This is a genomic window from Pseudomonas sp. LABIM340, assembly GCF_040017195.2.
Classification (GTDB): domain Bacteria; phylum Pseudomonadota; class Gammaproteobacteria; order Pseudomonadales; family Pseudomonadaceae; genus Pseudomonas.
The window spans coordinates 6,417,865-6,429,668 of record NZ_CM200227.1; the positions used below are offsets into that span (position 1 = coordinate 6,417,865).

Sequence of the window (11,804 nt, forward strand, 5' to 3'; positions counted from 1 at the left end):
GCCATCGGCGCGATCGCGGACATGACGCGCTCCTGCAGGGTAATGCGGATCACATCAGGGTTTGGCCATGTGCCAGACGCCCATCTTGCCCTCGCCGGCCATGTCGCCGGCCTTCTGGTCCTGCACGAAGGTGTACAGCGGCTTGCCCTTGTAGGCCCACTGCACGGTGCCGTCATCGCGCTTGATCATGGTCCAGTCGCCCATCGCCTTGGCGTCGGCCGAGGCCATCAGGGGCGGCCAGTTCTGCGCGCAGCCGCCATTGCACATCGACTTGCCGCCACTGTCCTTGTCGAAGGTGTAGAGCGTCATGCCCTTGGCATCGACCAGCATGCCGTTCTTCTCCATGCCGGGCGCCGCGGCCAGGGCGGACATCGCCGGCAGCATCAGACCCAGTGCCAGGGCCGGGAATAGCAGTTTCATAATCGCTTCTCCTCTGGTGAGGTGGAAACGGCGCGAGCACCGACGCAAAGGCGGGCGGAATTGCAGGCAGGGCCGGCCAGGGCGACGTCGACAACGCACTCACTACCGTCATCGCAAGACTCCGGCAGGCTCTCTGCCGGGCACACCGCCGACCGGGCCGGTGGGTTCCGCTTGTGCCGCGTGGTAAGCGCGCGGCGACCCCATCAGCATAGACGAGCGCTCTGGCACGAGGCTCGGCTACCATCGCGGTGTCACATTCATGAAATATTTCCGTTATCTAATGCGGCGCATTACAGAAATTCTGAGGCCTCAGCATGGTTGGCAAGACAATCCTCATCGTCGATGACGAAGCTCCGATCCGGGAAATGATCGCCGTGGCCCTGGAGATGGCCGGCTACGAGTGTCTGGAGGCCGACAGCGCCCAGCAGGCACACGCGGTGATCGTCGATCGCAAGCCGGACCTGATCCTGCTCGACTGGATGCTCCCGGGCACCTCCGGCATCGAGCTGGCCCGCCGCCTCAAGCGCGACGAGCTGACTTCGGCCATCCCGATCATCATGCTCACCGCCAAGGGCGAAGAGGACAACAAGATCCAGGGTCTGGAAGTCGGCGCGGATGACTACATCACCAAACCCTTCTCCCCGCGCGAGCTGGTTGCCCGCCTGAAGGCCGTGCTGCGCCGCACCGGTGCCGGCGACAGCGAGACGCCGATCGAAGTCGGCGGCCTGATGCTCGACCCGATCAGCCACCGCGTGACCATCGACGGCAAGCCCGCCGAGATGGGCCCGACCGAATACCGCCTGCTGCAGTTCTTCATGACGCACCAGGAGCGCGCCTACACCCGTGGCCAGCTGCTGGACCAGGTCTGGGGCGGCAACGTCTACGTCGAGGAGCGCACCGTCGACGTGCACATCCGCCGTCTGCGCAAGGCCCTGGGCGAGGTATACGAAAATCTGGTTCAGACCGTGCGCGGCACCGGGTATCGTTTCTCGACCAAAAGCTGATCGGGTCTCTGGCTCGACGGGTACAAGGAACGGAATTTCGTGACCCAGAACTGGAGTGGCGTGCTGATACGCCACCTGCTGCTAGTCGTAGCCGCCGGCGCATTGCTCGGCCTGATCACCGGCCAGTACGGCTGGGCCATCGCCGTGGCGCTGGCCGCTTATCTCGGCTGGTCGATCTGGCAGTTGCTGCGCCTGCACAAGTGGCTGAAGAACCACCAGCCCGATGAAGCCCCGCCCGATGGCTACGGTCTGTGGGGCGAGGTGTTCGACAGCATCTACCACCTGCAGCGGCGCAACCAGCGCGCCCGCGGGCGTCTGCAGGCGGTGATCGACCGCATGCAGGAATCCACTGCGGCGCTGCGCGACGGCATGATCCTGCTCGACCGCGACGGCAACCTGGAATGGTGGAACCAGTCCGCCGAGCGCCTGCTGGGCCTGAAGAGCCCGCAGGACGGTGGTCAGCCAGTGACCAACCTGGTGCGCCATCCGCGCTTCAAGGAATACTTCGAGGGCGAGGACTACCGCGAGCCGCTGGAGCTCTCCTCGCCGATCAACGACAACCTGCGCCTGCAGTTCCACATCACCCTCTACGGCGCCGGCGAGCACCTGATGCTGGTGCGCGACGTAACCCGCGTCCATCAGCTGGAACAGATGCGCAAGGACTTCGTCGCCAACGTCTCCCACGAGCTGCGCACGCCGCTGACGGTGATCGCCGGCTACCTGGAGACGCTGCTGGACAACGTCGAGGACGTGAACCCGCGCTGGACCCGAGCGCTGCAGCAGATGCAGCAGCAGGCCGGGCGCATGCAGAACCTGCTCAACGACCTGCTCCTGCTGGCCAAGCTGGAGGCCACCGATTACCCGGCGGACAACAAGCCGGTGGCGCTGGACCTGATGCTGCTGTCGATCCGCAACGACGCCCAGGCGCTGTCCGGCGCGCGCGGCCATCGCATCAGCCTGGAGGCGGATTCGAAGGTGAAGCTCAAGGGCAGCGAGGCCGAACTTCGCAGCGCCTTCTCCAACCTGGTGTTCAACGCCGTGAAGTACACCCCCGACGAAGGCGAGATCCGCATTCGCTGGTGGGCCGACGAGCAAGGCGCGCACCTGGCCGTGCAGGACAGCGGCATCGGCATCGATCCCAAGCACCTGCCGCGCCTGACCGAGCGCTTCTACCGCGTCGATTCCAGCCGCAATGCCAGCACCGGCGGCACCGGCCTGGGACTGGCCATCGTCAAGCACGTGCTGCTGCGCCACCGCGGCACCCTGGACATCAGCAGCGTGCCAGGCAAGGGCAGTAGCTTCACCTGCCATTTCCCGCCGCAGCAGGTCGAGGGCCGCGTATAACGGTGCCCGACTTCGACTCTGGTATAGACGGGCTTGCCAGCCGGGCCCCACGAACCGCATTCTTGTCCGTCCATTCTTGAACCAACAGAACCATGGACCCTTCCCCTAGTAGCCACTTCCTCACCTATTTCGCCGATTTCGGCCTGATCCTGTTCGCCCTGTTCCTCGTCGTGCTCAACGGTTTCTTCGTCGCCGCCGAGTTCGCCATGGTCAAGCTGCGCTCGACCCGCGTGGAGACCATCGCCAACCAGCACGGCTGGCGCGGCACCATCCTGCGCAAGGTGCACAACCAGCTCGACGCCTACCTCTCCGCCTGCCAGCTGGGCATCACCCTGGCCTCCCTGGGCCTGGGCTGGGTCGGCGAACCGGCCTTCGCCGAACTGCTGGAGCCGCTGCTGGCCGCGGTCGGCGTGCACTCCGAGGAAGTCATCCGCGGCGTGTCGTTCTTCAGCGCATTCTTCATCATCTCCTACCTGCACATCGTGGTCGGCGAACTGGCGCCCAAGTCCTGGGCGATCCGCAAGCCGGAGCTGCTGTCGCTGTGGACGGCGGTGCCGCTGTACCTGTTCTACTGGGCAATGTACCCGGCGATCTGGCTGCTCAACGCCAGCGCCAACACCATCCTCAAGATCGCCGGGCAAGGCGAGCCGGGGCCGCACCACGAGCACCACTACAGCCGTGACGAGCTCAAGCTGATCCTGCACTCCAGCCGCGCCCACGACCCCAGCGACCAGGGCATGCGCGTGCTGGCCTCGGCGGTGGAACTGGGCGAGCTGGAAGTGGTGGACTGGGCCAACTCCCGCGAGGACCTGGTCTTCCTTGAGCGCACCGCGCCGCTGGATGACATCCTCGCCACCATCCGCCGCCACAAGTACAGCCGCTACCCGGTGTACGACAGCGAGAAGGGCGAGTTCATCGGCCTGCTGCACATCAAGGACCTGCTGCTGGCCCTGGCCACGCTGGACAGCCTGCCGGAATCCTTCGACCTCGACGAGCTGACCCATCCGCTGGAGATGGTCACCAAGCATCTGCCGCTGGCCTGCCTGCTGGAGCAGTTCCGCCAGGGCGGCTCGCACTTCGCATTGGTGGAGGAAGCCGACCACAAGGTCGTCGGCTACCTGACCATGGAAGACGTGCTGGAAGTGCTGGTCGGCGACATTCAGGACGAACACCGCAAGGCCGAGCGCGGCATCGTCGCCTACCAGCCCGGCAAGCTGCTGGTGCGCGGCGACACCCCGCTGTTCAAGCTGGAACGCCTGTTGGGCCTGGACCTGGACCACGTCGAGGCGGACACCCTCGCCGGCCTGGTCTACGACACCCTCAAGCGCGTGCCGGAAGAAGAGGAAGTACTGGATACCGAAGGCCTGCGCATCATCGTGAAGAAGATGAAGGGCCCGAAGATCGTCCTCGCCAAGGTGGTGAAGCTCGACTGAGCCGCCCGCCCCTGAATGAAAAAGGCTGCCCGAGGGCAGCCTTTTTTGTCGTGCATAGCTGGGGATCAACGCCACTCCTGCAGGGAGTCCCGCCGGAGTCAGTGCTCCCTGACCACCGCGAAATTCGGCAGCGTATCCACCGGCTGGGAGAAGTCGTAGGGAATCGACTCCAGCGCCAGGCCGACGTTGCGCTGCACCACGAAGTGCAGGTGCGGGCCGCTGCTGTTGCCGGTGTTCCCCGACTGCGCCAGCGGCGTGCCGGTACCGACGCGCTGGCCCTCACGCACCAGCACCGAGCCGCGCATCAGGTGCAGGTACACGCCCATGGTGCCGTCATCATGCAGCACGCGGACGAAGTTGCCGGAAGGGTTCTTGCCACGCCCGTCCTGGCCGTTCTCGATCTTCACCACCGTACCGCCGCGCGCCGCGATGATCGGCGTGCCCACCGGCATGGCGATATCCATGGCGTAGCGGCCCTTGGGCGTGAAGTGGCTGTAGCGGCCATTGGCACCCTGGGTCAGGCGGAACGGCCCGCCGGTCCATGGCAGCGCGTACTGGTAGGACAGCGGCGTCGGTCGCGGATCGCCCAGCGCATAGCGCAGCTTGGGCTTGTAGCGCAGCGGCCTGGCGGGGTCGAGCGGCGTCAGGGTGGCGAGACGAATCGAGCTGCGCGGCGGCAACACCCAGCGGATCGGCCGCTCCGGCGCACCCACGGCATTCTGCGCGCCGGTCACGCTCAGCTCGACTTCCACCGGTGCGTACAGGTCGTTGCGCACCTGCAGGGTCTCGCCGCCGGCGTGCTTCTTGGTCTCCAGCTTCACCTGTTCTTCCAGATGCTCGACCATGCGATCGCGGAAAACGAAGACAGCCGCACCCGCCACGGCCTTGTCCGTGTAGGTGACCACGCCGTTGGCGTCGGTGTACTTGTAGATGGTCACGGCCGAAGCCGTCCCGGATGCGGCCAGAAGACCACACAGAAGGATACTGCGCCCTAGCATGTCGACTCTGGTTATAGGTATGGCGACGCTGGCAAGACTAGCAGCGTCGCCCGCGCGTCGCGACCTGCCGCCGGTCGGCCTGTGAAACAGTCCCAGTTACCGGCGGGAGGATTTGTAACCGGATCAGGCGCCGGGCACGTAATGCTTCTGCGAGCTGCCGCGGGCGATCAGGCGGGACAGGTAGTCAAGCTTCTGCGGGTCGCGGTCGACGAAGCGGAAGGTCAGCTGCAGCCACTCGCTGTCCGGCTTGGGCTCCAGCGCGGCCACGGCATGCAGGTAGCCGTTGAGGCGGGCGACGTCGCTGTCTTCTTCCAGATCGAGTACGGCGCTTTCCAGCACCTGCGGCAACGGCGTACCACGCTTCACCACCAGCAGCGCTTCCTTGAGGCTGAGCGCCTTGATCACGCAGGGCAGGCTCGCCGAGGGCAGGCGCAGCTGGCCTTGCTGGCCCTTGGCGCCACTGCGGGCGGCCGGTGCGGCAGCAGCCGGTGCCGGAGCCGCCGGGCGCGGCGCAGCGGGCGCGGCTGCCGGGCGAACCGTCTCGGCCTTACCGCCGGTGAGGGCAGCCAGGGAGTCATTGGGCATGGAGCCGACCAGGCTGCGCTGCGGCGCCTGGGCCGCGAGGGCTTCCAGCTTGCCGGCGCGCGACAGCGCCTTCTTCACCTTGCTCACCAACTGGTCGTTGGAGAACGGCTTGCCGATGAAGTCGGAGACGCCGGCCTGGATGGCCTGCACCACGTTGTCCTTGTCGCCGCGGCTGGTCACCATGATGAAGGGCGTGGTCTTCAGGTTGTCCTGCTCGCGGCACCAGGTGAGTAGCTCGATGCCCGACAGCTCGGGCATTTCCCAGTCGCAGAGGATCAGATCCACGGCCTGGCGCGCGAGGAACTGCTGAGCCTTGCGGCCGTTGACCGCTTCTTCGATCTGCAGACCGGGGAAATGGTCCCGCAGTCCCTTCTTCACCAGGTCACGGATGAACGGAGCGTCATCCACGACCAGCACACTGACCTTGCCCATCGGCATCTCCCGAAAACGATAGGGCGAAGGATAGCCTTGCCGAGTGGCTACATGCCATTGGTGAGGGACCGCTCGGCCATAAAATGACGAACCCGGCGCGATGGCCGGGTTCGTTCTGGTACGGGCGTCTGGCTTATTCGGCCTTGTCGGCCTTGCCAGCGGTGCCCTGCACCTCTTCCTTCATGCGGGTCAGGCCGATGTGGCGGACATCGGTGCCGCGCACCAGGTAGATCACCAGTTCGGCGATGTTGCGCGCATGGTCGCCGATGCGCTCCAGCGAACGCAGGGCCCAGATGACGTTGAGCACGCGGGAAATGGCCCGCGGGTCTTCCATCATGTAGGTGACCAACTCGCGCAGGGCAGTCTTGTATTCGCGGTCGACGGTCTTGTCGTACTGCGCGACCGACAGCGCGAGGTCGGCGTCGAAGCGGGCAAAGGCGTCCAGCGCCTCCTGCACCATCCTGCGCACCTGGTTGCCGATGTGGCGCACCTCGACGTAGCCGCGCGGCGACTCGCCCTCCTCGCACAGCTGGATGGCGCGGCGCGCGATCTTCGAGGCTTCGTCGCCGATGCGCTCGAGGTCGATCACCGACTTGGAGATGCTGATGATCAGACGCAGGTCGGAGGCGGCCGGCTGGCGGCGGGCGAGGATGCGCAGGCATTCCTCGTCGATGTTGCGCTCCATCTGGTTGATCTGGTCGTCGATCTCGCGCACCTGCTGGGCCAGGCCCGAGTCGGCGTCGATCAGCGCGTTGACCGCATCGTTGACCTGCTTCTCCACCAGGCCACCCATGGCCAGCAGGTGGCTGCGCACATCTTCCAGCTCAGCGTTGAACTGCTGCGAGATGTGGTGGGTGAGGCTTTCTTTGTTGATCATGTTCGCTCCGCGAAAGCCGCAGGCTCCGGGCCGCTGGCTTGTGATGTTCTCCGGGAAGTTCTACCGCGCACGCAATACCGCGAGACTAGCCGTAGCGACCAGTGATGTAGTCTTCGGTCTGCTTCTTGGCCGGGTTGGTGAACAGGGTATCGGTATCGCCGAACTCGATCAGCTTGCCCATGTACATGAACGCCGTGTAGTCGGAGACCCGCGCGGCCTGCTGCATGTTGTGGGTCACGATGACGATGGTGAACTTGGATTTCAGCTCGTAGATCAGCTCTTCGATCTTCAGGGTGGAGATCGGGTCCAGTGCCGAGCAGGGTTCGTCGAGCAGCAGGACTTCCGGCTCCACGGCGATGGTGCGGGCAATGACCAGACGCTGCTGCTGGCCACCGGAGAGGCCGAGGGCGGATTCGTGCAGGCGATCCTTCACTTCGTCCCACAGCGCGGCGCCCTTGAGGGCCCACTCGACGGCTTCGTCGAGCACGCGCTTCTTGTTGATGCCCTGGATGCGCAGGCCGTACACCACGTTCTCGTAGATGCTCTTGGGGAACGGGTTGGGCTTCTGGAACACCATGCCGACGCGGCGGCGCAGTTCGGCCACGTCGACGTTCTTGGCGAAGATGTTGTGGCTGTCGAGCAGGATCTCGCCCTTCACGTTGCAGCCATCGACCAGGTCGTTCATACGGTTGAAGCAGCGCAGCAGGGTGGACTTGCCGCAGCCGGACGGGCCGATGAAGGCGGTCACGCGCTGCTTGGGGATGTTCATGCTGACGTCGAACAGCGCCTGCTTCTCGCCATAGAACAGGCTCAGGCCCGGCACTTCGAGGGCGACAGTCTCGTTTTCCAGGTTCATGCCCTGGCGGTCGCCGCGGCCAAGCGCGCCGATGTCGATGCCGTGGGATGCGGTTTCATGTTGCATGTTCAGTCTCCTTGGGAGGCTTGGCGGCGAGCACGGCCCGCCGCCTGCAGAATCAGTTTTCCAGCGCCTTGTACTTTTCGCGCAGGCGGTTACGAATGGCGATGGCCGAGAAGTTCAGCAGGGCGATCACCATCACCAGCAGCAGCGCGGTGGCGTACACCAGTGGGCGCGCGGCCTCGACGTTCGGGCTCTGGAAGCCGACGTCATAGATGTGGAAGCCCAGGTGCATGATCTTCTGGTCCAGGTGCACGTACGGGTAGTTGCCGTCCACTGGCAGCGCCGGAGCCAGCTTCACCACGCCCACCAGCATCAGCGGCGCCACTTCACCGGCGGCACGGGCCACGGCGAGGATCAGGCCGGTCATCATCGCCGGGCTGGCCATCGGCAGGACCACTTTCCACAGGGTCTCGGCCTTGGTCGCGCCCAGGGCGAGGGAGCCTTCACGGGTGGCCCGCGGGATGCGCGCCAGGCCTTCCTCGGTCGCCACGATCACCACCGGCACCGCGAGGATGGCCAGGGTCAGCGAGGCCCAGAACAGCCCCGGCGTGCCGAAGGTCGGCGCCGGCAGGGCTTCGGGGAAGAACATCCGGTCGAGCGAGCCGCCCAGCACATAGACGAAGAAGCCCAGGCCGAACACGCCGTAGACGATCGCCGGAACACCCGCGAGGTTGTTCACCGCGATGCGGATGATGCGGGTCAGCAGGCCCTGGCGGGCGTACTCGCGCAGGTAGACGGCAGCGATCACACCGAACGGGGTGACGATCACGGCCATCACCAGGGTCATCATCACGGTGCCGAAGATGGCCGGGAAGATACCGCCCTCGGTGTTGGCTTCACGCGGGTCATCGCTGAGGAATTCCCACAGTTTCTTGAAGTAGAAGCTCAGTTTGGTGGCCACGCCCATCTGGTTAGGCTGGTAGGCATGCACCAGCTTGCCGACGCTGATTTCGGTCTGCTGGCCGGTGGCATCGCGCATGACGATGCTGTCGCGGTTGAACTCCTGGTGCAGGCCGTTGAGCTGCTCTTCCAGCACCTTGTACTGGGCGTTCAGCTCGGCGCGGCCGGCGGCGATGTCGGCCTCGGCGGTGGCATCCAGCTTGTTGTTCAGCTGCAGGCCACGTTCCTTGAGGCGCAGGCGCTCCAGACCATGGTTGATGCCGCCGATGTCCTTCTTCTCCAGCTGGTACAGCTTGGAGTAGAGCTCATCGACGCGCTTGAGACGGGTCTGCAGCTCGGCCATGGCGCCCGGACCTTCGGCAACCACCTTGCCGTTTTCCTTCACACTCAGCAGGTAGCCATAGAAGTTGCCCCACTCGCGGCGCTCCAGGGTGACCAGTTCGGCCGGGTGACGACGATCGGTCAGCCACTCGCCGATCACCCAGGAGAAGTCGCTGCCGTAGAGGTCGCGGTTGCCCAGCTTGAGCAGTTCGCGGGTCATGAATTCCGGACCATTGTCTGGCACCGGCAGACCGGCGCCGCGCAGACGTTCGCGCGGCACCTGCTCGACCTGTACTTCTTCGCCGATCAGGGTCTTGGGCGCTTCACCGGGGACGGTGTAGGTCGCTTCGATCACATCCGCCGGCCAGAAGTGGCCGAGACCGCGCACGGCGATCACGGCGAGCAGGCCGATGGTCATGATTACGGCGATGGACACCGCACCCGCGTTCATCCACACCCAGGGAGAACCGCTGGCAAACCACGCTTTGACGGATTCCTGTTTCTGTTTCACGGAACGTAGCCTCGTCGGGCGTCGCTTAGAGCGACGCGTATTTCTTGCGCAGGCGCTGACGGATCAGCTCTGCCAGGGTGTTCATCACGAAGGTGAAGGACAGCAGTACCAGTGCCGAGAGGAACAGCACGCGGTAGTGGGTCCCACCCACCTCCGACTCGGGCATTTCCACCGCGACGTTCGCCGCGAGGGTGCGCATGCCCTGGAAGATGTTCACGTCCATGACCGGGGTGTTGCCGGTGGCCATCAGCACGATCATGGTCTCGCCCACGGCTCGGCCCATGCCGATCATCAGCGCGGAGAAGATGCCCGGGCTGGCGGTCAGGATCACCACGCGGGTCAGCGTCTGCCAGGGCGTGGCGCCCAGGGCCAGGGAGCCGTAGGTCAGGCTGCGCGGCACGCTGAAGATGGCGTCTTCGGCGATCGAGAAGATGTTCGGGATCACCGCGAAGCCCATGGCCAGGCCCACTACCAGTGCGTTGCGCTGGTCGTAGGTGATGCCCAGGTCGTGGCTGATCCACAGGCGCATGTCGCCGCCGAAGAACATGGTCTCCAGGTGCGGGCTCATCCACAGGGCGAAGGCACCGGTGGCGAGGACCACGGGGATCAGGATCGCCGCTTCCCAGCCGGCTGGCAGGCTCAGGCGGATGCGCTCGGGCAGACGGCTCCAGATCAGGCCGGCAGCGAGGATACCCAGCGGGGTGAGCAGCAGCAGGCTGAAGATGCCCGGCAGGTGGCCTTCGACGTAGGGCGCGAGGAACAGGCCGGCAAAGAAGCCGAGGATCACGGTGGGCAGCGCTTCCATCAGCTCGATCACCGGCTTCACCTTGCGGCGCATGCCCGGAGCCATGAAGTAGGCGGTGTAGACGGCGGCGGCGATGGCCAGGGGCGCAGCGAGGATCATCGCGTAGAACGCGGCCTTCAGGGTACCGAAGGTCAGCGGCGACAGGCTCAGCTTGGGCTCGAAGTCGGTGGTCGCGGCGGTGGATTGCCAGACGTAGGACGGCTTGTCGTAGCTCTCGTACCAGACCTTGCCCCACAGTGCGCTGAAGGACACTTCCGGGTGCGGGTTGCTCAGGCTGAAGCGGCGCAGTTCACCGCCCTGCTCGAGGATCAGTCGGTTGGCGCGCGGCGACAAGGCCATCGGGCCGGCGGATGGCGCGACATTCTCCACCAGCAGCGTGCGGTGCGCGGTGCTGTGGAAAATACCCAGGTCGCCCTGCTTGTCGATGGCCAGGAAGCCCTTGCGGCGCTGCTCCGGCGCGATGCTGGAGATCGGCAGGTCGCCCAGCTTGAAGTCACGCACGTGGGACAGGCGCGGTTCACCGTCTTCGCCACGGGCCATGAACCACTGGCTGATGCCGCCTTTGGAGTCGCCGACCATCAGCGAGATGCCACCCAGCAGCTGGCTGCTGGCGGTCACTTCGGCGGAGGCGTCATCCAGCAGCTTGTAGCGGCCGTTGAGCTGGTGGGAGTTCAGGTCGAACACGTCGGCCTGGGCGCGGCCATTGAGCACATAGAGCCACTGCTTGCGCGGGTCCATGTAGATGGCCTTCACCGGATCGGCGATCTGCGGCAGGTTGATGCGTTCTTCCTGCAGGGTGCTCTCGCCGGTCAGCATGTTTTCCTGCTGAGTCAGGCCGAGCAGGAGCATTTCGCTGCCGGTGGACGCGGCCAGCAACAGGCTGTCGTCACCCGAGACGATCGCCACGTGCTCCAGCGCACGCCCCTGGGGATCCAGGTTCATCGGCGCTTCGCCGTAGGGATAGTCGATGTGCGGGGTGATGGTCTTCTTGTTGTCCGGGTAGGTGACCTTGTAGTTGTGCTTGAACACCAGTACCTGGCCGTTGGACAGGCCCAGCGCAACGGTCGGATGACCCGGCTGGTCCTCGGCGATGGAGGTGACGCTGGTGCCGGCGGGCAGCTTCAGCGCAACGCGGTCCATCTCGTCGCCTTTCTTGGCGTCGAAGAACACCACTTCGCCGTTGGCGGCAACGCGCATGCCCACCATGTTCTGCTCTTCGATGCTCAGCAGCAGGGGCGCCTGGGCCGTCTTCAGC

The 11,804-nt window shown here is 65.3% G+C and carries 10 protein-coding genes; 3 read left to right on the top strand and 7 right to left on the bottom strand.

All coding sequences use genetic code 11. The annotated features are described in order from the left end of the window. Positions 1-54 precede the first annotated feature (54 nt). The gene (locus ABKS89_RS29575) at positions 55-420 is read right to left on the bottom strand and encodes a COG4315 family predicted lipoprotein (protein ID WP_138217116.1); all 366 of its coding nucleotides are present in this window, start codon (positions 418-420) and stop codon (positions 55-57) included. Between the two features lie 314 nt (positions 421-734). Between ABKS89_RS29575 and phoB the strand changes: the two genes are divergently transcribed. The 3 genes from phoB (at position 735) to ABKS89_RS29590 (ending at position 4,201) form a co-directional block, all read left to right on the top strand. Beyond that, positions 735-1,424: a phosphate regulon transcriptional regulator PhoB gene (gene phoB, locus ABKS89_RS29580; protein WP_138217117.1), complete on the top strand. Its 690-nt coding sequence runs from the start codon at positions 735-737 to the stop codon at positions 1,422-1,424. Between the two features lie 39 nt (positions 1,425-1,463). Next, positions 1,464-2,768: a phosphate regulon sensor histidine kinase PhoR gene (phoR, locus tag ABKS89_RS29585; RefSeq protein ID WP_348588562.1), complete on the top strand. Its 1,305-nt coding sequence runs from the start codon at positions 1,464-1,466 to the stop codon at positions 2,766-2,768. Between the two features lie 92 nt (positions 2,769-2,860). Further along, positions 2,861-4,201 carry a hemolysin family protein gene (locus tag ABKS89_RS29590; protein ID WP_348588564.1) on the top strand — a complete coding sequence of 447 codons (1,341 nt, stop codon included), beginning with the start codon at positions 2,861-2,863 and terminating at the stop codon, positions 4,199-4,201. Between the two features lie 98 nt (positions 4,202-4,299). Here the strand turns inward: ABKS89_RS29590 and ABKS89_RS29595 are convergent, their stop codons facing one another. The 6 genes from ABKS89_RS29595 to ABKS89_RS29620 all read right to left on the bottom strand — a co-directional run bounded on the left by ABKS89_RS29595 (position 4,300) and on the right by ABKS89_RS29620 (position 11,803). After that, positions 4,300-5,199, bottom strand: coding sequence for a M23 family metallopeptidase (locus ABKS89_RS29595; protein WP_138217120.1), 900 nt, complete (start codon positions 5,197-5,199; stop codon positions 4,300-4,302). Positions 5,200-5,322: 123 nt separating this feature from the next. Beyond that, complete coding sequence (locus ABKS89_RS29600) at positions 5,323-6,216, bottom strand: response regulator (RefSeq protein WP_348588566.1); 894 nt, start codon at positions 6,214-6,216, stop codon at positions 5,323-5,325. Positions 6,217-6,349: 133 nt separating this feature from the next. Next, positions 6,350-7,093: a phosphate signaling complex protein PhoU gene (gene phoU / locus ABKS89_RS29605; RefSeq protein WP_138217122.1), complete on the bottom strand. Its 744-nt coding sequence runs from the start codon at positions 7,091-7,093 to the stop codon at positions 6,350-6,352. A gap of 85 nt (positions 7,094-7,178) precedes the next feature. Beyond that, positions 7,179-8,015, bottom strand: a complete 837-nt coding sequence (gene pstB / locus ABKS89_RS29610) for a phosphate ABC transporter ATP-binding protein PstB (RefSeq protein WP_138217123.1) — start codon at positions 8,013-8,015, stop codon at positions 7,179-7,181. Positions 8,016-8,067: 52 nt separating this feature from the next. Beyond that, a complete protein-coding gene (pstA, locus tag ABKS89_RS29615; protein WP_348588568.1) occupies positions 8,068-9,744 on the bottom strand; it encodes a phosphate ABC transporter permease PstA in 1,677 nt (558 codons plus the stop codon). A gap of 25 nt (positions 9,745-9,769) precedes the next feature. Then, positions 9,770-11,803, bottom strand: a complete 2,034-nt coding sequence (locus ABKS89_RS29620; protein WP_348588596.1) for an ABC transporter permease subunit — start codon at positions 11,801-11,803, stop codon at positions 9,770-9,772. Between the last annotated feature and the right edge of the window lies 1 nt (position 11,804).